Annotated in this window: 20 protein-coding genes; 14 read left to right on the forward strand and 6 right to left on the reverse strand. The window is 74.1% G+C overall.

The window, feature by feature from the left end; translation table 11 throughout:
- Positions 1-11 precede the first annotated feature (11 nt).
- The 5 genes from DQ392_RS19750 (at position 12) to DQ392_RS19770 (ending at position 6,335) form a co-directional block, all read left to right on the forward strand.
- Positions 12-1,406: a cobyrinic acid a,c-diamide synthase CobB gene (locus DQ392_RS19750; RefSeq protein WP_114016979.1), complete on the forward strand. Its 1,395-nt coding sequence runs from the start codon at positions 12-14 to the stop codon at positions 1,404-1,406.
- Positions 1,403-1,888: a cobalamin biosynthesis protein gene (locus tag DQ392_RS19755; RefSeq protein WP_245981681.1), complete on the forward strand. Its 486-nt coding sequence runs from the start codon at positions 1,403-1,405 to the stop codon at positions 1,886-1,888. The genes DQ392_RS19750 and DQ392_RS19755 overlap by 4 nt, the downstream gene beginning before the upstream one ends.
- On the forward strand, positions 1,885-3,015 hold the full coding sequence (gene cobC, locus DQ392_RS19760; RefSeq protein ID WP_114016980.1) for an Rv2231c family histidinol phosphate aminotransferase CobC: 1,131 nt from the start codon (positions 1,885-1,887) through the stop codon (positions 3,013-3,015). The genes DQ392_RS19755 and cobC overlap by 4 nt, the downstream gene beginning before the upstream one ends.
- A 93-nt stretch (positions 3,016-3,108) precedes the next feature.
- Entirely contained in the window at positions 3,109-4,422 is a 1,314-nt protein-coding gene (locus tag DQ392_RS19765; RefSeq protein ID WP_114016981.1) for an alpha/beta fold hydrolase, read from the forward strand.
- Between the two features lie 146 nt (positions 4,423-4,568).
- Positions 4,569-6,335, forward strand: coding sequence for an MOSC domain-containing protein (locus DQ392_RS19770; protein WP_114016982.1), 1,767 nt, complete (start codon positions 4,569-4,571; stop codon positions 6,333-6,335).
- Between the two features lie 10 nt (positions 6,336-6,345).
- On the opposite strand, the gene DQ392_RS19775 is transcribed toward DQ392_RS19770, so the two are convergent.
- From DQ392_RS19775 to DQ392_RS19785, 3 genes are all read right to left on the reverse strand, one after another.
- A complete protein-coding gene (locus DQ392_RS19775) occupies positions 6,346-6,753 on the reverse strand; it encodes a DnaJ family domain-containing protein (RefSeq protein WP_114016983.1) in 408 nt (135 codons plus the stop codon).
- Between the two features lie 218 nt (positions 6,754-6,971).
- Positions 6,972-8,741 carry a carboxyl transferase domain-containing protein gene (locus DQ392_RS19780; RefSeq protein WP_245981683.1) on the reverse strand — a complete coding sequence of 590 codons (1,770 nt, stop codon included), beginning with the start codon at positions 8,739-8,741 and terminating at the stop codon, positions 6,972-6,974.
- Between the two features lie 60 nt (positions 8,742-8,801).
- The gene (locus DQ392_RS19785; RefSeq protein WP_114016984.1) at positions 8,802-9,902 is read right to left on the reverse strand and encodes an amidohydrolase family protein; all 1,101 of its coding nucleotides are present in this window, start codon (positions 9,900-9,902) and stop codon (positions 8,802-8,804) included.
- A 534-nt stretch (positions 9,903-10,436) separates the two neighbouring features.
- Between DQ392_RS19785 and ectA the strand changes: the two genes are divergently transcribed.
- The 4 genes from ectA (at position 10,437) to thpD (ending at position 13,834) form a co-directional block, all read left to right on the forward strand.
- The gene (gene ectA, locus DQ392_RS19790) at positions 10,437-10,952 is read left to right on the forward strand and encodes a diaminobutyrate acetyltransferase (protein WP_114016985.1); all 516 of its coding nucleotides are present in this window, start codon (positions 10,437-10,439) and stop codon (positions 10,950-10,952) included.
- A gap of 94 nt (positions 10,953-11,046) precedes the next feature.
- A complete protein-coding gene (ectB, locus tag DQ392_RS19795) occupies positions 11,047-12,315 on the forward strand; it encodes a diaminobutyrate--2-oxoglutarate transaminase (RefSeq protein ID WP_114016986.1) in 1,269 nt (422 codons plus the stop codon).
- Between the two features lie 78 nt (positions 12,316-12,393).
- Positions 12,394-12,798, forward strand: a complete 405-nt coding sequence (locus DQ392_RS19800; protein ID WP_114016987.1) for an ectoine synthase — start codon at positions 12,394-12,396, stop codon at positions 12,796-12,798.
- A gap of 136 nt (positions 12,799-12,934) precedes the next feature.
- Positions 12,935-13,834 carry an ectoine hydroxylase gene (gene thpD, locus DQ392_RS19805; protein ID WP_114016988.1) on the forward strand — a complete coding sequence of 300 codons (900 nt, stop codon included), beginning with the start codon at positions 12,935-12,937 and terminating at the stop codon, positions 13,832-13,834.
- A 114-nt stretch (positions 13,835-13,948) separates the two neighbouring features.
- Here the strand turns inward: thpD and DQ392_RS19810 are convergent, their stop codons facing one another.
- Both DQ392_RS19810 and DQ392_RS19815 read right to left on the reverse strand, forming a co-directional pair.
- The gene (locus DQ392_RS19810) at positions 13,949-15,013 is read right to left on the reverse strand and encodes an aminotransferase class V-fold PLP-dependent enzyme (RefSeq protein ID WP_114017298.1); all 1,065 of its coding nucleotides are present in this window, start codon (positions 15,011-15,013) and stop codon (positions 13,949-13,951) included.
- 73 nt (positions 15,014-15,086) lie between these two features.
- Complete coding sequence (locus tag DQ392_RS19815) at positions 15,087-16,622, reverse strand: aldehyde dehydrogenase (NADP(+)) (RefSeq protein WP_245981685.1); 1,536 nt, start codon at positions 16,620-16,622, stop codon at positions 15,087-15,089.
- Positions 16,623-16,801: 179 nt separating this feature from the next.
- Here DQ392_RS19815 and DQ392_RS19820 point away from each other — a divergent pair, with 179 nt between their 5' ends.
- The 4 genes from DQ392_RS19820 (at position 16,802) to DQ392_RS19835 (ending at position 20,748) form a co-directional block, all read left to right on the forward strand.
- Positions 16,802-17,572, forward strand: coding sequence for an IclR family transcriptional regulator (locus DQ392_RS19820; protein WP_114016990.1), 771 nt, complete (start codon positions 16,802-16,804; stop codon positions 17,570-17,572).
- Positions 17,573-17,735: 163 nt separating this feature from the next.
- A complete protein-coding gene (locus DQ392_RS19825; protein WP_114016991.1) occupies positions 17,736-18,695 on the forward strand; it encodes a hypothetical protein in 960 nt (319 codons plus the stop codon).
- A gap of 56 nt (positions 18,696-18,751) precedes the next feature.
- Complete coding sequence (locus DQ392_RS19830; protein ID WP_114016992.1) at positions 18,752-20,071, forward strand: sensor histidine kinase; 1,320 nt, start codon at positions 18,752-18,754, stop codon at positions 20,069-20,071.
- Entirely contained in the window at positions 20,068-20,748 is a 681-nt protein-coding gene (locus DQ392_RS19835; protein WP_114016993.1) for a response regulator transcription factor, read from the forward strand. The genes DQ392_RS19830 and DQ392_RS19835 overlap by 4 nt, the downstream gene beginning before the upstream one ends.
- Positions 20,749-20,818: 70 nt before the next feature.
- Here DQ392_RS19835 and DQ392_RS19840 read toward each other — a convergent pair whose 3' ends face one another.
- Positions 20,819-21,655 carry a YihY/virulence factor BrkB family protein gene (locus DQ392_RS19840; RefSeq protein WP_114016994.1) on the reverse strand — a complete coding sequence of 279 codons (837 nt, stop codon included), beginning with the start codon at positions 21,653-21,655 and terminating at the stop codon, positions 20,819-20,821.
- Between the two features lie 129 nt (positions 21,656-21,784).
- Here DQ392_RS19840 and DQ392_RS19845 point away from each other — a divergent pair, with 129 nt between their 5' ends.
- Positions 21,785-23,368, forward strand: a complete 1,584-nt coding sequence (locus DQ392_RS19845) for an MFS transporter (protein WP_114016995.1) — start codon at positions 21,785-21,787, stop codon at positions 23,366-23,368.
- Positions 23,369-23,457: the final 89 nt, after the last annotated feature.

The following is a 23,457-nucleotide window of genomic DNA, read 5'->3' on the forward strand; positions in this document are numbered from 1 at the left end:
GGGGACGCCGCGTGATCCGCACGCCGCGGCTGGTGATCGCGGCGCCGTCCTCGGGCAGCGGCAAGACGACGGTGGCGACCGGGCTGATGGCCGCCTTCGCCGCACGCGGCCTGACCGTCTCGCCGCACAAGGTCGGCCCCGACTACATCGATCCGGGCTACCACGCGCTGGCGACCGGCCGGGCGGGACGCAACCTGGACGCCTACCTGTGCGGCCCCGAGCGGATCGCCCCGCTGTTCGCACACGGTGCGGCGGGGGCCGACCTGGCCGTCGTCGAGGGCGTGATGGGCCTCTACGACGGTGCCGCCGGGCAGGGCGAGCTGGCCTCGACGGCACACGTGGCCAAGCTGCTGCGGGCGCCGGTCGTGCTCGTGGTGGACGCCTCCTCGCAGTCCAGGTCGGTCGCCGCGCTGGTGCACGGCTTCGCCTCCTGGGACCCGAGGGTGCGGGTCGCGGGCGTGGTGCTCAACAAGGTGGGATCCGACCGCCACGAGGAGCTGCTCAAAGAGGCGCTGGAGGGTACGGGGGTGCCCGTGCTGGGCGTGCTGCGCCGCACGAAGGTGGTGCGGGCGCCCTCCCGCCATCTGGGCCTGGTGCCGGTGGCCGAGCGGCGCACGGAGGCCGTGGAGTCGGTGGCGGCGCTCGCCCGGCGGGTGCGCGAGGGCTGCGACCTGGACGCGCTGCTCGCCCTGGCACGGCAGGCGCCGACGCTGCCGGAAGCGGCCTGGGACCCGGCGCGCGAAGCGGGCGCGGAGCCGGCGCGCGAAGCGGGGGCTGAGCCGGCCTCCGGTGCGCCCAGGATCGCCGTGGCGAGCGGCGAGGCGTTCACGTTCTCCTACGCCGAGCACGCGGAGCTGTTGCGCGCCGCGGGCGCCGAGGTCGTCGGCTTCGACCCGCTGCGCGACGAGGCGCTGCCGGACGGGACGGCGGGCCTCGTCATCGGCGGCGGCTTCCCCGAGGTGTACGCACCTGAGTTGTCCGAAAATCGACCCCTGCGCGAGCAGATCGCGGCCTTCGAGGGCCCTGTCGCGGCCGAGTGCGCCGGACTGCTGTACCTGGCGCGGGAACTGGACGGCACACCCATGTGCGGGGTGCTCGACGCGCGGGGACGAATGGCGGAACGCCTCACGCTGGGCTACCGCGAGGCGGTCGCCGTCGCCGACAGCGCCCTCGCCCAGGCGGGCACCCGGGTACGCGGCCACGAGTTCCACCGCACCGAGCTGACGCCCGGCGCGGGGCCGGTGCCCGCCTGGGGGCTGGTGCGGCCGAAGCGGCGCACCGAAGGCTTCGTGCAGGGCCCCGTGCACGCCTCCTACCTGCACGTGCACTGGGCGTCCTCGCCCGGCACGGCGAGCCGGTTCACGGCCGCCTGCGCGCGGCACCAGGAAGCCCGGAGCGCCGCGTGAACCCGCTGGGACCGCCCCGGGGCGCCGACGGCGCGGGACCGAGGCTCCTCACCCTCGGCGTGGGCACCTGCGCGGGCGTGGCGGCCGAAGAGGTGCTGGACCTGGTGCGGGGCGTCCTGGCCGCCGCGGGGCTGACGGAGAGTGACGTGGCGGCGCTGGCGACCGTGCAGGCCCGCGCGGAGGAACCCGGGCTGCTGGCCGCCGCCCGCCGGGCGGGGCTGCCGCTGCTCGCCTACGACGCGCTCGCCCTGGCCCGCGTCCGGGTGCCGCACCCCTCGGACTTCTCCCGTGCGGCCGTCGGCACCCCCTCCGTCGCCGAGGCGGCGGCGCTGCTGGCCGCGGGCGGTGGCGACGGCTCCCACGTCGGGGGCGGCGCCCCCGTGCTGCTGGTGCCCAAGACGCTGGCACGCCCTGAGGGCGGCGGCCCCGCGCGGGCCACCGCCGCGCTCGCGGCGATCGCCGTACCGGGGAGGGGCCGATGACCACCCACGGGACCGCCGCGCACGGCGCACCGGGCCGCGGAGCGCAGGCCCCGGGGCCCTGCGCCGCCACGCTGCGCCACCACGGTGACGCCGAAGTGCGGGGCGCGGGCGCCGCTTTGACCGACCTCGCCGTCAACGTCCGTACCGGCACTCCCCCGGCCTGGCTGAAAGAGCGGCTGGCCGCCTCGCTGGACTCTCTCGCCGCCTACCCGGACAGCGGACCCGCACGCCGCGCGGTGGCCGCGCGGCACGGGCTGGCGGAGGAACAGGTGCTGCTGACGGCCGGCGCGGCAGAGGCGTTCGTCCTGCTGGCCCGCGCCCTGACCGCGCTCCGCCCGGTGGTGGTGCACCCGCAGTTCACCGAGCCCGAGGCCGCGCTGCGGGACGCGGGGCACCAGGTACGGCGGGTGCTGCTACGCCCCGAGCGCGCCTTCCGGCTGGAGCCCGGGGACGTCCCCGAAGAGGCCGACCTGGTGGTCGTCGGCAACCCCACCAACCCGACCTCCGTGCTGCACCCCGCTGCCGGCCTGGCGCGCCTCGCCCGCACAGGGCGCACGCTGGTCGTCGACGAGGCGTTCGTCGACGCGGTGCCCGGCGAGCGCGCGTCGCTCGTACCGCTGCTGGACGAGTTGCCGGGCCGTACGGTCGTGCTGCGCAGCCTCACCAAGACCTGGGGGCTGGCCGGGCTGCGGGTCGGCTACGCGCTCAGCGACCCGGACACCGTGCGGGCACTGGCACACCACCAGCCCCTGTGGCCCGTCTCGGCGCCCGCGCTGACGGCCGCGCAGGCGTGCAGCGCACCCGAGGCGCTGGCCGAGGCGGAGGCGGCGGCGCACCGGTTCACGCGGGACCGTGCGCACCTTCTCCAGCGGCTGGCCACGCTGCGCAGCGCGGGCGTCCGCGAGGCCACGCCGGACCCGCGGGGCCCGTTCCTGCTGGTCGGCCACCCGCGGGCCGCGACCGTGCGGGCCCGGCTGCGGGAGCTGGGGTTCGCGGTACGGCGCGGTGACACCTTCCCGGGTCTGGGCACCGGATGGTTCCGGATGGCGGTACGGGACCGGGAGACCACCGACCGTTTCACCGCGGCGCTCGGCGAGGTGCTGGAGTCACTGCCCGCGGACCGCTGAGCGGACGGCGAGAACACCCGCCCTGTGCCCGCACCGTCCGGCGCCTGATCGAATGGGGGCAGCCACCCCACCGCCCACTCCAGGAGGTCTGGAATGCCCGCCACCCTGCGGCACCCCGGCACCGTGCTGACCGACCACGTCTTTCCCGTGCCGCTGGACCACGACCGGCCGGACGGTGAACAGATCGAGGTGTACGCGCGCGAGGTCGTCGCGGCGGGGCGTGAGCGCGAAGAGCTGCCCTGGCTGCTGTTCCTCCAGGGCGGTCCTGGATCGGGTTCGCCGCGCCCTGTCGGGCAGGCCGACTGGCTGGCTGCGGCGCTGCGCCACTACCGGGTGCTGCTGCTGGACCAGCGCGGCACGGGACGCTCCACGCCCGCCAACCGTCAGTCCCTGGCGGCACGTGGCACGCCCGAGCAGCAGGCCGCGTACCTGGCGCACTTCCGGGCCGACTCGATCGTCCGGGACGCCGAAGTGGTGCGCGAGCGGCTGCTGGGCGGGGACGGGCGCTGGTCCACGCTCGGCCAGAGCTTCGGAGGGTTTTGCACCCTGGCCTACCTCTCGCGTGCCCCGCACGCCCTGCGCGAGGCGTTCGTGACGGGCGGACTGCCGGGGCTGCGCGTCAGCGCGGACGACGTCTACCGGGCCGCCTATCCGCGCGTGGCGGCCAAGAACGCCGCCCACTACGCCCGCTACCCGCAGGACGTCGAGGCGGTCAGGCGGATCGCCGCGTACCTGGCCGAGCACGAGGTGCGGCTGCCGGACGGGAGCCCGCTGACGGTGCAGCGGTTCCAGTACCTGGGCATGCTGCTGGGCCAGCACTCCGGCTCGCACGTCCTGCACTACCTGCTGGAGGGCGCCTGGATCCGCGGCGCGAGCGGCCCAGAGCTGTCCGACGCGTTCCTCGCCGGCGTGTACGCGCAGGTGTCCCTGGCGGCGAATCCGCTGTTCGCCGTGGTGCACGAGGCCGCCTACGCCCAGCGCTCCGTCAGCACGCAGGGCACCGGCTGGGCGGCGCAGCGCCTGCGCGGCGAGTTCCCCGCCTTCGACGCGGAGCGCGCGCTGGAGGGCGGCGAGCCCGTGCTGTTCTCCGGAGAGATGATCTACCCGTGGATGTTCGACCTCGACCCGGCGCTGGTGCCGCTGGCCGAGGCCGCGCACCTGCTGGCCGAACGCGGCGACTGGCCCGACCTGTACGACACGGAGCGGCTGGCGGCCAACGAGGTGCCCGTGTACGCGGCCGTCTACCACGACGACATGTACGTCGACCGCGACCACTCGCTGGCCACCGCCCGCGCCGTCCCCCACGTCCGCACCTGGGTGACCAGCGCGTGGGAGCACGACGCCCTGCGCGTCAGCCGGGGCACGGTCCTCGAACGGCTGATCGGCATGGCGCGGGGCGAGGTGTGACGGCGTACGGGTAGCGGCACGGGCGGAGGGCGACACGCCCGAGGGCGCGGCGAGGAGCGGGGGCCCGAGGGCGGATCCTGGGTGCACGGACTGGCGAAGCTGGGCACCCGGTCCCTCCACGATCTGCTCCCAGGGAGTGCAGCCCGTTGTCGCAACTCGCCCGTATCGCCCGTATCGTCCGGCACCCCGTCAAGGGGCTCCCCGGCCACGACGTCCCCCAGGCCCGGCTCACCGCCCTGGGGGGCGTGCCCCGCGACCGCGTGTTCGCGTTCGCACGGCGTCCCGTTCCCGCGGGCGGCGCCTGGGCCTCCACCCGGCACTTCCACGCCCTCGTCGCCGCACCGGGACCCGCCGACGGGCGCGTGCGGATCGACGAGGAGGCGGGCACCGCGACGCTCACCCACCCCACGTACGAGAGCGTCACCGTGCCTCTCGACCCGCCCGCCCCCGGACTCGTCGCCCGCACCGACTGGTTCGGCGGCGCGGAGCTGCACCGCGCCGAGCACGGCTACTGGGACGACAAGGCCACCGTCTCACTGCTCAACCTGGCCTCCGTCCAAGCGCTCGCCGACGCCTGCGGACACGCGGTGGACCCGCGCAGGTTCCGCGCCAACCTGTGGCTGGCACACCTTCCCGCCTGGGCGGAGCTCGACCTGCCCGGAGCGCGCATCGCCGTCGGCGGCGCCCGGCTGGAGGTACTGCACCCCGTCAACCGCTGCGCTGCGACCTCCGTCGACCCCGGCCGCGCCCGCCGGGACCTCAACGTCCCCGCTCAGCTGGCCACCCGCTTCGGCCACCTGTACTGCGGACTGCGCGCCCGCGTGGTCGAGCCCGGCACCGTACGCGAGGACGACCCCGTGGTGCTGCTCGCCCCCGGGCGCCCCGTCCCCCTGCACGGCGGACCGCAGCCCGCGGCGTGGCCGCGGCGGGCCCGCGTCGAGGAGCGTGAGCGGCACGGGAGCGGCGCGGTCAGCCTGTGGCTGGCCGACCCGCTGGCCGAGGAGCGTCCCGCGCCACGGCCCGGCCAGCACGTCCTCGTCACCGCGCACACCGCGGAAGGACCGCTGTGGCGCGCCTACACCGTCTCGGCGCACGACGCCGGGCGGCTGCGCATCACCGTCAAGCACGAGCCGGACGGGCGGATGTCACCCCACCTGCACCGGCACGCCCACCCCGGCAGCCTGCTGACGGTCTCCGGTCCTTACGGCCGCACCGTCCTGGACGACGACTCCGCCAGGCCGCTGCTGCTGGCCTCCGCCGGCATCGGCGTCACCCAGACAGCGGCGCTGCTGCGCGGCTGCGCGGACGAACAGCCCGACCGCCGCGTCGAGATCGTGCACACGGCGCGCGGCCCCGCGGACCTCGCCCTGTGGCCCGAGGTCCGGGACCTCGCCGCGCGGCTGCCCCACGCGCGCGCCCGGCTGCACCTGACCCGTGCCGGCGCGCGCGACGCCGAGCGCCTCGACGCCGTACGGGGCCGGCCCGTGCTCGACGACGTCGACCCCGCGAGCACGGCCTTCCTGTGCGGACCCGCGCCCTTCCTCGCCGCCGCGCGGGAGGCGCTGGCGGCCGCCGGGCTGGCGGACGCACGCGTCCACCAGGAGGTGTTCGCCTCCCCCGGGGCCTCGGGCTCCGCACCCGAGGAGACTCCCGAGGGGCCCTTCACCGTCCGGTTCGCCGCGTCCGGGCGAACGGCCAAGTGGCGGCCGGAGAGCGGCACGCTGGCGGAGCTGGCCGAGTCCGAGGGGCTGACCGTCCCCTCCGGCTGCCGGGCAGGCGCCTGCCGCAGTTGCAGCAAGCCGCTGCGGGACGGGCACGTGGTCTACCCCTCGCCGCCTGCCCTGCCGCCCGACCGGGGCACGGCCCTGCTGTGCAGCGCCGTGCCGGCGAGCGACACGGTCATCGACCTGTGACCGGCCGCCGCTACGGCGTCCGTCCGCGCGCGGAGCGCCACTGCCGCACCGCGCTCTCGACGTCGAAGGGCACCAGCCGGTGCGGCGGGCCCTCCAGGGGCGTGCGGACGGCTTCGTCGATCCTGGCGTTGATCTGAGTGAGGATCGCGCGGACCTCCGCCTCGGAACGGGCCTCGGCCGCGCGCTCGCGGGCGTCCTGCGCGTCCCTGCGCAGCGCGAGGGACGGCGGCAGGTAGGAGAGGTTCTCGTCGCGCATCTTGCGCTCGACCCACCACTGCTCGGTGTAGGGCGCGTCGATGCCTGCCAGCGGCTTCCCCGCCCCTGGCAGGTTCGCGAACTCGCCGCGCTCCTCCGCCTCCCGGATCTGCCGGTCGGCCCACGTCTCGAAGCTGACTCCTGGGGGCTTGCGTTCCGTCATGGCGCGTCCTTCGCTTCCGGTTGCCTGCCGGCGGTCGCCGTGGAGCGGGTGTCACCTTCCATGGTTCCAGACGGCGAACCGGCGCGGCCCGGACGGTGGGACCGCCCGACCGAAGCCACCGTCGGCCGGCCCCCTGTCCGGCCCGCGCGCGGCACCACGGCTGTGGGAGGGGAGCGGGGGCGACGGCGAACCCGGGACGCGGGCGCCGTGACCGGTCCTCACGGGCCGTCGGACACCTGGACGATGCCGCGCGCCACCCCGAGGTCCACGGCGTCCTGGGGGCGCAGGCGCAGGGCGTCGGCCGTCTCCGGTACCCGGTCGGGGGCGCGCTTGAGGATGGCGGCGGCCAGTTCGGGCGCGATGACGGAGAAGTAGCTGTCGGGGGTCACCCACAGCCGGCCGGGCGCGGCCAGGGCGAGGGCGCCGCCGGAGCCGCCCTCGCCGATCAGGAGGGAGGTGACCGGTACGGCGGCCTCCGCGAGCGCGCCGAACACCTCCGCTATCGCGGGTCCGGCCCCCGCCCGTTCGTCGTCGGGGCCGTTGGCGGCGCCGGGGGTGTCGATGAGGGTGAGGACGGGGACGCCGAGGCGGGAGGCCAGGCGGACGAGACGGGCGGCCGTACGGTAGCCGGCGGGCCGGGTGGGGGTGCCGCACTGGGCCGCGTAGGCGACGGCCCGGCCTTCGTGCAACCCGAACCCGCACACGACCCCCGGGTCCACGCCCCCGCAGCGGTCGCCCCTGATCTCCGTACGGCTGCTGAAGTAGGCGTCGAGATACGCGGGGGCCCGGGGGCGCTCGGCGGCGCGGGCCCGGGCGACGGCCGCCGGGCCGCTGCCGGGCGGTCCGCCGGGCCGTCCCGCGTCGGGGCCCGCTTGGGGCTCCGACGCGGTGCCGCGCGGGCCGACCGGCTCCGGTGTGTCCGGGCGGGGGCGCGCGCCGGCTCGCTCCTCGCCCGCGGGGGGAGCGGCCCGCGTCCCGCGCGGGGGCGGTGCCGGCAGGGCGTACGGCACCGGCGCGGGCTCCGGAGGCGAGGTACCCGCTCCCCGGGGGCCGGCGGAGTCACCGGGCCGGGCGCCGCCGCCCGTGAGCAGGGTGAGCCAGTGCGCGAGGACGGGGGCGAGTCCGGCTTCGGGGACGATGTGGTCCAGGTGCCCGGCCGCGTGCTGGCCCTCCACGGTGTACGCGGCAGGGTCGGCGTCGCGGGGGCGTACGCGTGATCCGGCGAATGCGGCCTGTGCACCGGGCAGGCCGAGGACCACGTCGGCGCCCGCGGCGAGGGTCGCCCACCCTCCGCCGGTCGTCGGGTCGCGGACGACGGCCAGCTGCGGCAGCCCGGCGGCGCGGGTCAGCGCGGTCTGCCGGGCCACGCGCTGGAGCTGGACGAGCGCGCGCATGCCCTCCTGCATGCGGCTGCCGCCGGTGGCGACGAGGGTGACGACGGGCAGCCTCAGCTGCCGGGCCCGGCGGTGGGCGGCCTCGACGCGGTCGCCGGTGCGCTGCCCGAGCGAGCCGCCGAGGTAGCCGAACTCGAAGCACACGAGGACGGTTTCGGTGCCGCCGATCCTGCCCGTGCCGCACACCACGGACTCGTCCTCCCCGGTGCGTTCGCGCGCCCGGGCCCTCGCCCGGTCGTACCCGGGCCACCCCAGCGGCCCGTCCACGGGCTCCCGGGCCGCCGACTGTGCGTCCGTCGACTCCCCGTTCGTCGGCTGGAGAGCCGACGGCTCATCGCCGACCGGCCCTTCGTCCACCGGCTCCCCGGCGGCCCGCCACGCGGCCTCCCCGCCCTGGCCCCGGCCGCCTCCCGCGGTGGCGCAGGCAGGCGTCGGCGCGGGTCCGAACTCGCGAAAGCCGTCCGTCAACCGGTCGAGCAGCGCTCGCGCGCCGGTCTGGGAGGGGCCGCGGCGCTCGGGGGCGTGCGTGTCGCGCGGCGCGCCGGCGTCGCCGCCCTCGTCCGGTGCGCTGTCACCGGGTGCCATGGGGCTCATGCGTCCAGCGTGCGGCACCGGGTGCCGCTTGTCAGCACGGCACCTCGCCGAGGGCGTGCCTCAGCGCACCACCCGACCCCTGAGCACCACGTGGCGCGGCGTGTCCAGGACGCGGACGTCCGCGCGCGGATCGGTGTCGTAGACGACGAAGTCGGCGGGGGCCCCCTCGGTCAGCCCGGCCCTGCCCAGCCAGTCGCGGGCCGTCCAGGTGGCGGCGGCCAGCGCGTCGCGGGCGGGGATACCGGCCCTGACGAGTTCGGCGACCTCCTGGCCGACGAGCCCGTGTGCGAGGGAGCCGCCCGCGTCGGTTCCGGTGAAGACGGGGATGCCGGCGTCCCAGGCGGCGCGCACGGTCTCGTAGCGGCGGGCGTGCAGCTGACGCATGTGGGCCGACCAGCGGGGGAACTTCTGCTCCCCGCCGTCGGCGAGGGCGGGAAAGGTGGCGATGTTGACGAGGGTGGGCACGATGGCGACGCCGCGCTCGGCGAAGAGCGGGACGGTCTCCTCGGTGAGCCCGGTGGCGTGCTCGACGCAGTCGATGCCCGCCTCCACCAGGTCGCGCAGCGAGTCCTCGGCGAAGCAGTGTGCGGTGACGCGGGCGCCCTCCTGGTGGGCCGCTTCGATGGCCTCCTCGATGGCCCAGCGCGGCCAGCAGGCGGTGAGGTCGCCCTCTTCCCTGTCGATCCAGTCGCCGACGATCTTGACCCAGCCGTCCCCGCGCCGGGCCTCGCGGCGTACGTAGGCGGCCAGGTCGCCGGGTTCGATCTCGTGCGCGTAGTTGCGGATGTAGCGGCGGGTGCGGGCGATGTGCCGCCCGGCGCGGATGATGCGGGGCAGGTCGTCGCGGTGGTCGATCCAGCGCGTGTCGGAGGGCGAGCCGGCGTCGCGGAGCAGCAGCGCGCCGGCCTCGCGGTCGGTGAGCGCCTGCTTCTCGCTGGTGGAGTCGTCGACGGGGCCGTGCGCGTCGAGCCCGACGTGGCAGTGGGCGTCCACGAGCCCGGGCAGTACCCAGCCGTTCAGGGTGGTCGGCTCGGTGGCACCGGGGGCCACCGGTGGCCGTTCGTAGGTGAGGCGCCCGTCCACCACCCACATCTGCTCTCGTACGTCCTCGGGCCCGACCAGTACCCGCCCCTTGATGTGCAGACTCGCGCGCTCGCTCATGGCGGCACTGTACGAGTGGCCGGTACGCGGGTGTCCAGGGTGCCCAGGGCGGCCGGTCCGGTGCGGATTCCCCGCGCGGCGCGCGGCTCATCGGGAACGGAAGGGGGCCGGGGAGAAGCCGGGAAGGGACCACGGAGCGACATCGCGGAAAACGGAGACAGGTGCTTGCTCCCCGGTTTACGATGCAATACCGGCGTCTTTTCGCGTACAGGTTCCCGTCTTCTTCTGCCCGCTTTCCCCGGTCTCAAACGCAAAGATTTCGCTGGTGCCGAAGCACGTATTCCGGGCCACTCTCCCTACCGTTATCGCACTGTGACGTACTCCACAGGTCGGCTGCTATATCCCGACATAGCGCACCAAAAAGGGGGCGTGAACGGCGAGGCAGCGCGCCCGCACGCCCGCGCGCGATAACATGAAGCACCCCCCTCGGGTAACCCCTGACCCCCGTGCACTTTCGGATTCTGCTCGGTAAATTGAATTCGCATGACCGCCGCACAAGCAGACCATGCACGTGCCCACAGAGACTTTCTGGAAATGCCGGAGGGACTGAAGCTCGACACACCGCGTGTGGACGACGGAGCCGCGATCTGGCGCATCGCCCGCGACTCGAAGACCCTCGATCTCAACTCCTCCTACAGCTACCTGCTGTGGTGCCGCGACTTCGCCGCCACCTCGGTCGTCGCCCGCGACGGAGCGGGTGAACCGGTCGGCTTCATCACCGGCTACGTCCGGCCCGAGGCGCCGCGCACCCTGCTGATCTGGCAGGTGGCCGTCGACGAGGCAGCCCGCGGCCGCGGGCTCGCGGCCGCGATGCTGGACGGACTGACACTCCGTGCCGCCGAGGAGTGCGGCATCGACAGCATCGAGACCACGGTCACCCCCGACAACACCCCCTCCAACCGGCTGTTCACCTCCTACGCGCAGCGCCACTCGGCAGCGGTCGCCAAGGACGTGCTGTTCGACGCCGCCCTCTTCCCCGAGGACGGCCACGAGCCCGAGGTGGGCTACCGGATCGGTCCGGTCGCGTTTCCCGGCGCATCGAAGCGCTGACGTATACGGCCAGGCCAGAGCGGGTAGGCCCGTCGCCGGCCCGCCCTACCGACAGACTTTCCTTCCCCCGCGACTCACTCCCCAGGAGCAAGCTGTGACCATCACCCAGCCGGACCTCAGCGTCTTCGAAACCGTGGAGTCGGAGGTGCGCAGCTACTGCCGTGGCTGGCCGACCATCTTCGACCGGGCGCAGGGCGCGCACATGTACGACGAGGACGGCCACACCTACCTCGACTTCTTCGCCGGAGCGGGCACCCTCAACTACGGCCACAACAACCCGGTTCTCAAACGGGCCCTTCTGGACTACCTGGAGCGCGACGGCGTCGTGCACGGGCTGGACATGTCCACCTCGGCCAAGCGCTCCTTCCTGGAGACCTTCCAGGAGGTGATCCTCCAGCCGCGCGGCCTCGACCACAAGGTGATGTTCCCCGGCCCGACGGGCACCAACGCCGTGGAAGCGGCGCTGAAGCTGGCCCGCAAGGTCAAGGGCCGCGAGTCGATCGTCTCGTTCACCAACGCCTTCCACGGAATGTCGCTCGGCTCGCTGGCCGTGACCGGCAACGCGTTCAAGCGCGCGGGCGCCGGTATCCCGCTGGTGCACGGCACACCGATGCCGTTCGACGACTACCTCAACGGCACCACCGAGGACTTCGTCTGGTTCGAGCGGCTGCTGGAGGACCAGGGCTCGGGGCTGAACAAGCCGGCCGCCGTGATCGTGGAGACCGTGCAGGGCGAGGGCGGCATCAACGTCGCCCGCGCCGAGTGGCTCAAGGCGCTCTCCGAGCTGTGCGAGCGGCACGACATGCTGCTGATCGTCGACGACATCCAGATGGGCTGCGGCCGCACCGGCGCCTTCTTCTCGTTCGAGGAGGCGGGCATCAAGCCGGACATCATCACGCTGTCGAAGTCCATCGGCGGGTACGGGATGCCGCTGGCGCTCACCCTGTTCAAGCCGGAGCTGGACATCTGGGAGCCGGGCGAGCACAACGGCACCTTCCGCGGCAACAACCCCGCCTTCGTCACCGCGACCGCCGCGCTACAGACCTACTGGGCCGACGGACAGATGGAGAAGCAGACGCTCTCGCGCGGTGAGCAGGTCGAGGCGGCGCTCAAGGCCATCGCCGAGGAACACGCCGGTGAGGTCGCCGACCACCGCGGCCGCGGCCTGGTGTGGGGCCTGGAGTTCCACAACAAGAGCCGGGCGAACGCCGTGGCCCGTCGCGCCTTCGAGCTGGGGCTGCTCATCGAGACCTCGGGCCCGCAGAGCGAGGTCGTCAAGCTGCTGCCCTCACTGACCATCACCCCCGAGGAACTGGACGAGGGGCTGCGCATCCTCGCGCGAGCCGTACGCGAGACGGTCTGACCCCCCGGACGCGGCCCGTCCCGGCACAACCGGGACGGGCCTCTTCCGTGATACACACAGAGAAAGGCACCATCAGACGTGATAGTCCGTTCATTCAAGGACATCGAGAACACCGACCGTCACATCAAGTCACAGTCGGGCACTTGGGAGAGCAAGCGCATCGTCCTGGCGAAGGAAAAGGTGGGCTTCTCCCTGCACGAGACGATCCTCTACGCGGGGACGGAGACGTCGATGTGGTACGCCAACCACATCGAGGCCGTGCTCTGCGTCGAGGGCGAGGCGGAACTGACCAACGACGAGACCGGCGAGAAGCACTGGATCTCTCCCGGCACGATGTACCTGCTCAACGGGCACGAGAAGCACACGATGCGCCCGAAGACCGACTTCCGCTGCGTGTGCGTCTTCAACCCGCCGGTCACCGGCCGTGAGGACCACGACGAGAACGGCGTCTACCCGCTGCTCACCGAGCCGGACGAGAGCTGAGCACCAAGCTCCCGCCGCGAAAAGGGGACCGTTCGCCGGTCCACGTCGGCCGGACGGCCTCCCGGCACCACGGGGAGGCCGTCCGGACCGTTTCGCCTGAGAACAGGGCCGTACGAGAGGAGAGGAAGGCACCACCATGACCACCGCACCCGAGCGCACCGCCGACCTGTACCCGACCCGTGGAGCCACCGAGGTGGCCACTCCGCGGATGGACCCCGTCGTGTGGTCCGAACCGGGTACTCCGGGGCCCATCGAGGCCACGGACCTGGCGGGCTTCGAGCGGGACGGGTTCCTCGCCATCGACCAGCTCATCACCTCCGACGAGGTGGAGACGCTGCGCGCGGAACTGGAACGGCTCACCTCGGATTCGGAGATCCGCGCGGACGAACGCTCGATCGTCGAGCCGAAGTCGTCGGAGATCCGGACCGTGTTCGAGGTGCACAAGATCAGCGAGGTCTTCGCCCAGTTGGTGCGGGACCCGCGCATCGTGGGCAGGGCACGGCAGATCCTGGGCTCGGACGTCTACGTCCACCAGTCCCGGATCAACGTCAAGCCGGGCTTCGGGGCCACGGGCTTCTACTGGCACTCCGACTTCGAGACCTGGCACGCGGAGGACGGTCTGGCGAACATGCGGACCGTGTCGGTCTCGATCGCACTGACGGAGAACTACGACACCAACGGCGGCTTGATGATCATGCCGGGGTCGCACAAGACCTTCCTCGGCTGCGCGGGCGAGACGCCGAAGGACAACTACAAGAAGTCGCTGCAGATGCAGGACGCGGGGATTCCGTCCGACGAGTCCCTGACCAAGTTCGCCGACGCGCACGGCATCAAACTGTTCACCGGCAAGGCCGGCTCGGCGACCTGGTTCGACTGCAACTGCATGCACGGAAGCGGTGACAACATCACTCCCTACCCGCGGAGCAACGTGTTCATCGTCTTCAACAGCGTCGAGAACGAGGCGGTGGAGCCCTTCGCCGCGCCCGTCCGCCGCCCCGAGTTCATCGGGGCCCGGGACTTCACGCCCGTGAAGTGACCCGGCAGGCGGCCCGCTGACGTCGGGGCGGGACAGTGCACGGTCCCGCCCCTTCGCCGAGCCCCCGCACGGGGCGGCGCTCCCCGGCCCACCACCGGTGCGCCGGTGCCGCGCTCAGCCCTTCAGCAGCCCCAGCAGCCGGTCCACGTCGTCCCCGGTGTTGTACAGGTGGAAGCCGGCGCGCAGATTGCCCTCACGGACCGAGAGTGACACCCCCTCGGCCGCCAGCCGCTCCGCGGCATGACCGAGCCCCGGCACGGCGACGACCGCCGAGTCCCCCGGCACCGGTGCGTACCCGCCGTCCAACTCGGCGACCCCTGCGCGGAACCGCGCCGCGAGCGCCCGGTCGTGCGCGCCGATGGCCTCGGGCCCGCCGAGCTCCTCGATCAGCGCCAGCGACCGCGCGGCCCCCACGTACGACAGGAACGGCACCGGCTGTTCGTACGCCCGCGCGTGCGGCGCGAGCCGGGCGACGGGCCCGTAGCAGTCGTCCCACGGCGAGGCCCCCGCGACCCATCCGGCGTGCAGCGGCCGCAGCGCCCCCGCCTCCTGCGCCTGGCGTGAGACGACCAGGAACGAGGTGCCCCGCGGGCAGAGCAGCCACTTGTAGGCGCCGCACACCACGTAGTCGTAGTCGTCGGCCGACAGTGGCAGCCAGCCCGCCGCCTGCGTCACGTCCAGCATCACGCGGGCACCGGCGGCGCGTGCGGCCTCCCTGACCGCCGGCAGATCGGCGATCCTTCCGTCGACCGACTGCACCGCGCTCAACGCCACCAGCGTCGTCGTGTCGTCCACCGCGTCGGCCAGCGCCTCGAGCGGAACGGTCCGCAACTGGACGTCCTCACGGACGGTGAAGGGGTTCACGACGGAGGAGAACTCGTTCTCGGGCGCGAGGACCCGCGCGCCGGCAGGGAGCGAGGCCGCTATCAGCCCGACGTGCGTGGAGACCGCGCTGCCCGCCGCCACGCGGTCGGGCGTCGTGCCCACGAGGCGCGCGAACGCCCCGCGCGCCGCGTCCGCCTCGGCGTAGTACGCGGCCTGGTCGATGTGGCCCGCAGCCATACGCGTGGCGGCTTGTGCGACCGCCGCAACCGTGCGGGCGGGGAGCAGACCGTGGGAGGCGGTGTTGAGGTAGCAGACCTCGGGCGCGAACTCGGCGGCAAGCAGGCGTTCATCCATCCGCCCAGTCTCGCCGGGCGCGGAGGCCGGGTCCACCGGGTTGTTTCCCCGGCTTCCCGGCCCGCCCGCTGCCTCACTCCCGGGTGCCGTCCACCCGCCGCGGCAGTCCCAGCGGGTTCCCGTCCCGCAGTTCCCGTGGCAGCAGCGCTTCAGGGGTGTCCTGGTAGGCGACGGGCCGCAGCCAGCGTTCGACGGCGGTGGCGCCCACGGAGGTGGAGGTGGAGGTCGTGGCCGGGTAGGGCCCTCCGTGGTGCTGGGCGGGCGCGACGGCCACCCCGGTGGGCCACCCGTTCACCACCACCCGCCCCGCGAGGGCGGTGAGCCGGGCGAGCAGGGCGGCGGCGGTGCCCCCTTCCTGCGCGGCCTCCTCGGTGCCGAGGTGCACGGTGGCGGTGAGCGACCCGGTCACCCGGGCGAGCACGGCCTCGATGTCCGACTCGTCGCCGTAGCGCACGGCGACGGTCACGGGCCCGAAGCACTCCTCCCACAGCAGTGCGTGCCCCTCGTCCAGGTCGCGTGCGGCGAGGGTGAGCACGCCGGGCCGCACGGTGCGTCCCGTCCCCTCCGCGCCCGCTCCGGCCTCGACAGGAGCCGACACCTTGGCGAGGGCAGCCCGTGCGCGGACACCGTCGAGGAAGGCGTCCCGCATCCGCGCGTCGAGCAGATGTCCGGGCGCGGTATCGCGCAGCGTCGCGGCGAGCGCGTCGAGCGTCCGGTCGCCGTCGGGGCCTTCGGGGACGAGGACGAGTCCGGGCTTGACGCAGAACTGTCCGGTGCCCAGTGTCACGGAGCCGCCGAGCCCCTGGCCGAGCTGTTCGGCGCGTTCGGCGACGGCGGAGGGGGTGAGGACGACGGGGTTGAGGGAGCCGAGTTCGCCGTGGAAGGGGATGGGCACGGGGCGGGAGGACGCGGCGTCGAAGAGGGCGCGTCCGCCGCGTACCGATCCGGTGAACCCGGCGGCGGAGACCAACGGGTGGCGCACCAGTTCGACGCCGGCGTCGAATCCGTGCACCACCGAGACGACGTCCGGCGCGAGACCCGCCTCGACCGCGGCCGAACGCAGCGCGGCGGCGCACAGTTGAGAGGTCGCGGGGTGGTCGGGGTGCGCCTTGACGACGACGGGGCAGCCGGCCGCGAGGGCGCTGGCGGTGTCGCCTCCGGGGACGGAGAAGGCGAGCGGGAAGTTGGAGGCGGCGTAGACGGCGACGACCCCGAGCGGCAGCTTGTAGCGGCGCAGGTCGGGCTGCGGCGGGGTGCGCGAGGGATCGGCGTGGTCGATGACGACGCCGAGGTGGTCGCCGTCCTCGACCTCGTCGGCGAAGGCGCGCAGCTGCCCCGTGGTGCGGGCGAGTTCGCCGGTGAGCCGGGGCGCGCCGAGCGCGCTCTCGGCGTCGGCGGTCGCCACGATGCGCTCGCCGTCGGCCTCCAGGTGCGCGGCCGCGGTCCGCAGGAAGGCCGCCCGCGCGCCGCGGTCGGCGAGCGAGGGCAGCGCGTCGCGTGCCGCCCGCACGGCGGCGTCTACGTCGGCCGCGGTGGCCTCCTCCGCGACGCGCTCCCGCTGGTTCCCGGTGCGGGGGTCGACGCTCCAGACCGGTACTGCTCCTGCCACTGCGGCCACCTGTGTCCCTTCGCGTTCCGCGGATGCGCCCGTGCCGTCGTCCGTTCCGCCGGACCGGTCCCGCGGATCCGCGCTCAGACAGGCCATCTTGTTCGGTATTCTGAACAACGTCCCTGTAGGTGAATACCCTTCGGGACTGTAGGTCCGCCTGAACTAAGGGGTCAAGGTCGATGTCCGCTACCGAGGCGGGGAGCGCGCAGGTCAAGTCAGCCGTCCGGACGGTGCAACTGCTGGAGTTCTTCGCCGGCCGCCCGGGCATGCACACGCTCGCCGGCGTCCAGGAAGCACTCGGCTACCCCAAGTCGAGCCTCTACATGCTGCTGCGCACACTCGTCGACCTCGGCTGGGTGGAGGCCGACGCGACGGGCACCCGCTACGGGATCGGCGTCCGCGCCCTGCTGGTGGGCACCTCCTACCTGGACGGCGACGAGGTGGTGGCGGCCGCGAAACCCACCCTCGACAGGCTCGCCGCACAGACCACCGAGACCATCCACCTGGCCCGGCTGGACGGCACCGACGTCGTCTACCTCGCGACCAGGGCCTCGCAGCACCACCTGCGCCCCTTCTCCCGGGCCGGACGGCGGCTCCCCGCGCACTCCACCTCGCTCGGCAAGGCGCTGCTGGCCACCCACACGGACGCGGAGGTGCGCACGCTGCTGCCCGCACGCCTAGCGCGCGTCACCGACAACACCCTCACCGACCCGGAAGAACTGCTGGAGGAGCTGCGGCTGGTGCGCGAGCAGGGCTACGCGATCGACCGGGAGGAGAACACCCTGGGCCTGCGCTGTTTCGGCATCGCCGTGCCCTACCGCTCCCCCGCCCGCGACGCGATCAGCTGCTCTGTTCCGGTGGCCCGGCTGACACCGGCGCACGAACAGGCGGTGAAGAGCGCGCTGTTCGACGCGCGGGATCAACTGATGCAGGCCGCCCGCACGCTCTGACGGCTATGGCTACGGCTACGACTGCCGCTACCGCCCGTACGAGGTGACGGCTGCGTCCGCACACCTGCGGCCCGCGGGGAGGACGGCGGCTCCGCCGTGCGGCGGAGCCGGTTCGTCGTCCAGCAGGACGTTCCCCCGGCACCGGCCAGGAACAGTGAAGGGCATGGAGAGAGCCAGAACCGTCCTCGTCGCACTGACCGTCGCCGCGTGCCTGCCGTACCTCACCCTCAAGGTGATCTGGCTGACCGGCGGGCGCACCGGCATCCCCCGCGGCAGCCTCCTGCTCGACGGAGGCGCCACGCTGTGGGTACTCAACGCGCTGACCGTCGCCATGGACTGCGTGGTCGTCCTGCTGGCCCTCGCCCTCACCCGCCCCTGGGGCCGCCGGCTCCCCGGCGGGCTGCTCGCCCTCCCCCTGTGGTGCGCCGGGGGACTCCTGGGACCGATCGCGGTGGCCTTCCCGCTCCAGGCCGCCCAGAGCGCGCTGACGGGAGGAGCCGACGGGCACGGCGACGCCGGCCCGCAGGAGGTCCTGGCCGGCTGGGTGTGGACGCTGGTCTACACCGGCTTCACCGTGCAGGCCCTCGGCCTGGGCACCCTGTTCGCCCTGTACGTGCGCGAGCGCTGGGGCGCGCTCTTGCGCTCCCCGCTCCGGCCCGACGGGACGCGTCCGCGCCCCGCGGCGGACCGGCCGTCCTCCCGCACCTTCGCCGCGGCCGTGCTGCTGGCGGTCCCGACCGCGGTGGTGCACGCGCGCGACGCGGTCGGTCACGGCGGTGACAACCGGATCACCGACGCCACCTTCGCGATGTACGCGGTGGTCGCCGTCGTGGCGGTGGGGACGCTGCTCCGCTCGGAGAGCGGAGCGCGGACCTCGCGGGCCCCGCTGTGGCCGACACTGACCGCGGCCTGGATCGGCTCAGCCGTACTGGCGTGCTGGGGCGGCTGGCTGCTCGTCGGCGCGCTGTCCGGCGCAGGACGTCGTGTGGGCCAGCAGGCGGACGGCATGCTGGAGCTCGCCTACGCTTGCCAGACACTGGCGGGGCTCGCCCTCGCGGCGGTGATGACACGGGCCGTCCGCCGCCGCGCCCACGCGTTGCCGCCCTCGCCGGCCCCCGTGTGACGGTGCGGCAGGCGGGCGCGGGTGACGGGGCGCGGGCAGGGGAGGTGCAGCGGCACATGGGAGAAACGCGGGCCGCAACGGGTACGGGGCCGCGGGTCCGGGGCGCGGTGCGGAAGCTGGGGTTGCGCTGGGTGCACCTGCTACAGGGCGGCGCGCTGCTGATGCCCTTCTTCCTGCTGACGGTGGTCGGGATGGGGGTCGTCAGGCCGTCCGCCGGCAGGGTGCTGGGGGCGCAGCTCGCCCCCCACTTCCTGGCGTACGCACTGTCGCTGCCGCTGGTCGCGATCGCCGGGCTGCTCCCCCTCGTACGGGCACTGGAGTCGGCCGCGGCCCGCACCCTGTGCGGCGTGCCAGCCGCCGCGCTGGCCCAGGGGCCGGCGGGCTCGTGGGCGGCGCGGCGCCGCTCGGCCGCGTGGTTCACCCTGCACGCGGGCCTCGGCGCGCTGGTGAGCGGCGCTTCGCTGGCCGTGCCGCCCATGGCCGCCGTCCTGCTGGCCTTCCCCCTCGTGCCGGCGCTGCGCGGCAAGCGGTGGCTGTGGCCGTGGCACCACGCGGGCGACGCGCTGTGGACGGCTCCGGCCGCCGGCGCGGCGCTGCTGGCCGGACTGGTGGCCGTGGTGTACGGCGCGGGTGCGCTGCTGGCGCGCTGTGCTCCCCTGCTGCTGGGGCCTGCCCCGGCCGACCGGCTGGCCGCCGCCGAGGCCCGTGCCGCCGATCTCGCGGCCCGCAACCGGCTGGCACGCGACCTGCACGACTCCGTCGGCCACGCGCTGAGCGCCGTGGCGCTCCAGGCGGGCGCCGCACGCCGGGTACTGGAGGCGGACCCGGTGTTCGTACGGGAGGCGCTGGCCGCGATCGAGGAGACCAGCCGGGGGGCCGTCGCGGAACTGGACACCGTGCTGGGCGTCTTGCGGGACGGCCGCCTCGGCGAGCAGCGCGGTGAGGCGGGCGGTCCCACGCTCGCCTCGGGTCTGGACGGGCTGCTGGCCCGCACCCGCGCCACCGGCACGGTGGTCGACCTGTCGGTCGACGCGGCCGTGGGCCCTCTCGACCTGCTGGAGCGGCGGGTCTCGGCCGAGGCGTTCCGTGTGGTGCAGGAAGGGCTGAACAACGCGCTGCGGCACGCGCCGGGCACCGCCGTGCACGTCCGAGTGGCCACGCAACGCGCCCCTTGCGGTGCCGTGTTGGCTCTCGCCCTGACGAACCAGGTGCACGCCGAGCGCCCTGCGCGCCGTGGCGGCGGGCGCGGACTCGCGGGGATCGCCGAGCGCGCGGCGCTGCTGGGCGGTACGGCGGACGCGCGCGACGAGGCCGGAACGTGGCGGCTGACGGCCCGGCTGCCGCTGACTCCCCGGACGGAAGAGGTCACCACATGACGGCCGCACCCCTGCGGGTGGTCCTCGTCGACGACGAGCGTCTCGTCCGCACGGCGCTGCGCGCCATCCTGGCGAGCGAGCCGGGGATCGAGGTGGTGGGCGAGGCGACGGACGGCGACGAGGCGATCGGTGCCGTCCGCGCGCTCCGCCCCGACGTCGTCCTGATGGACGTGCGGATGCCGCGCGTCGACGGCATCCGCGCCACCGAACGCCTGACGGACACCGGCGAGGGGTCACCGCGCATCCTGGTGCTGACGACCTTCGAGAACGACGCGTACGTCTACGACGCGCTGCGCGCGGGCGCCCACGGTTTCCTGCTCAAGCGCGCGACGGCCGAGGAACTGGTGATGGGCGTGCGCATGGTGGCCACGGGTGACTCGCTGCTGTTTCCCGCCGCGGTACGCACCCTGGCGGCCCACCACGCGCGAGGCCGCCGCGCGGAGGCGCTCACCGCCCGGCTGACCGACCGGGAGGCGGCGGTGCTGCGGCTGATGGCCAGAGGGCTGACGAACGGGCAGATCGCGGAGCACTTCACCGTCGGCCCGGCGACGGCCAAGACGCACGTCGCCGCCGTCCTGGCGAAGCTGGGCGCCCGCGACCGCACTCAGGCGGTGATCCTGGCGTACGAGCACGGGGTCGTCACCCCGCACGAGGGCCTGTCGGACGAGCCCGGCTGAGGGCCGGCCGAGGACGGCCGGATACGGCTGCACCCGGTCGTCGCGGTGGCGCGCCGTGCGGCCCGGCAGGTCACCCGCCCCCCTCCTCCCGCGCTGCGGCCACGCGCCCGCGACGGTGGACGCGCCACACGTGGAAGTTGTGGCCGGCGAGCGGCCCGCCGAGGACCACGAAGCCCACGCCGATGAGCCAGGACTGCACGATGAGCAGAGTGCCTGCCGGACCGTTCGTCTTCGTGCTGCTGACGATGAGCGGCGAGAAGACGAGGGAGGAGAACACCCGCAGTCCCCCCAGGCCCACCATGGTGGCCACCGCGCCGGGAAAGAGCGCGGCCCACCGGATCCGGCTGCTCAGAAGCAGGTACTGCCCCCACCAGAAGAACAGCACCCCGAAAAGGACCGTCAGAAGAACCCGTGCGGTGACCTGGGCCGTGCCCTGCCGCAGTACCGCCTCGCTTTCCACCTCGGCGAAGAGAAAAGCGGTGATCGCCGCGAGCCACACGCCCTGCCGCCACAATTTGTGCCAGCGTCCCGGCGGAAGTGTCCAGATCAATTCGTAACTGCTCTGCACACTGGCCGCGAAACTCAGCCCGAAAACGCCCAGCAGTACCGCGCTGAGGACACTGGTGGTGCTGATGACCTGTTGCGGGGCGGAGAAGAGGCGGTGCACGGCGCGGGCCGCCGTCGGGTTGTCCAGGCCCATTCCGTTGACGATCCACTGCTCGAACCCCGCGTGGTGGACGGGGTCCAGCGCCGCCACCACGATCAGCAGCGGCACCATCGAGACGAAACCGAGCATGCCGAACGCCATCGCCCTGCGCATGAGCTCGAAATCGGTGCCGTGCTGCCACAGACGTCCGCCAAGGGACTGCTCGACACGCTGTTTCCAGGTCGGCCACCGCCCGAACACGCCCGCACCTCCATCAACGGCCCGTCATTATCCCAACGGAAAGGCCGGGCAAACCGCCAGCCACGCCGCCCGCCGGTGCGCGACGGCGCGCCGTTTCGGTAAGGCCCCTTCGGTGACATAGGAAGGAACGTGCCTTTCACGCCCCGCGGTCTCCGCCACCGGACGGAACGCCTTTTCGGTGACCGGGCCTCGGCGCGTGCCGTGCTGACGATGGCGTCGGTGCTCGCGCTGGACGGCGCGGACAAGGGCACCGTCTCGGCGATGGCGGGTCCGCTGGGCAACGCCTTCGGCATCGGCTACGCCGCGATCGGACTGCTGGTGTCCGTGGTCGCCTTCGTCGGTGCCGCCTTCACCGTGCCGTTCGGCCTGCTGACCGACCGGGTGAGCCGCACCCGGTTGCTGGCGCTCACCGCGACGCTGTGGGGGCTGGCGATGATCATGGCAGGCGCGGCCATGTCCTACCTGTGGCTGCTGGTCTCCCGTGCGGTCCTCGGCGCGGTCACCGCCAGCTCGGGGCCGGCCGTCAACTCGCTGGTCGGCGACTACTTCCCGGCCCGGCAGCGCGCCAGAATGCTCGGTTTCGTGGTCGGCGGGGAACTCCTGGGCACTGCACTGGGCTTCACCGTCTCGGGGGTGATCGGAAGCGCACTGGGATGGCGGTACGCGTTCTGGTGGCTCACGCTGCCCACGGTGGCCCTCGTGTGGGCCCTGCTCCGGCTGCCCGAGCCGCCGCGCGGGGAGCAGAAGGACCTCAGGTCCCAGGAGGCGGACGTCACCGGGCGCGGGGGCGCGGACGAGGACGCGCGCGCCGCCAGAGGCCCCGGCGCGGGCCCCGACGCCGACTCCGGCACGAGAGCCGGCACGGGCGCCGGTGCGGGCGCCGGTGCGAGAGCCGGCACGGGCACGGACGGGCAGGGCGGGCGGAGCGGGGACGGAGGGCAGGGCGGGGACGGCGAGCGGGTCGGTCGGACACGGGCGCGGGTCGTGGCGGAGCCCGACGCACGGTTCGTGCTCCACACCGACCCGCGCTCCCTGCCGCCGTGGCGCACCCTGGTGTACGTGGTGCGGATCCCCACCAATCTCGTGCTGATCGTCGCCTCGGCGCTCGGCTACTTCTTCTTCTCCGGGCTCCGCGCCTTCGCGACCGTCTTCACCACCGACCAGTACGGGGTGAGCACGTCGGTGGCCAGTTCCCTCGTCCTGGTGGTCGGCGCGGGCGGCGTGTGCGGGGTGCTGGTCGGCGGACGGGCCGCCGACCGGCTGCTGGAGCGCGGACGGGTCGAGGCCCGCGTCCTGGTGCCCGTCGTGTGCCTGCTGGCCGTGCCGCTGCTGGTGGCGCCCGCCCTGCACACCACGTCGCTGGCGGTGGCGCTGCCGCTGCTGCTGTGCGGCACGGCGTTCCTCGGCGCGGTGAACCCGCCGCTGGACGCGGCGCGGCTGGACATCATGCCGCACATGCTGTGGGGCACGGCCGAGGGCGCCCGTACCGTGCTGCGCACGCTGAGCGAGGCCATGGCCCCCGCCCTGCTCGGTTACATCGCCGACCACGTCTTCACGGGCAGGCACACCCTGGAGTACACCCTCTTCCTCTCGCTGCTCCCCCTGCTGGCCGCCGCCCTCATCGGGGTCCTCGCCCTGCGCACCTACCCCCGCGACGTCGCCACCGCCGCCGCCTCCACCGCCAACCTGCGCACGAGCGGCCGCCCCGCCTGAAAGAGGCCCGCCGCGGCCTACGGCCGATGGCAGACGGCCTCGACGTTGTCCCCATCGGGGTCGCGGACGAAGGCGCCGCGACGAGATGA

It is taken from the genome of Streptomyces reniochalinae (assembly GCF_003323735.1).
Taxonomy (GTDB): domain Bacteria; phylum Actinomycetota; class Actinomycetes; order Streptomycetales; family Streptomycetaceae; genus Streptomyces; species Streptomyces reniochalinae.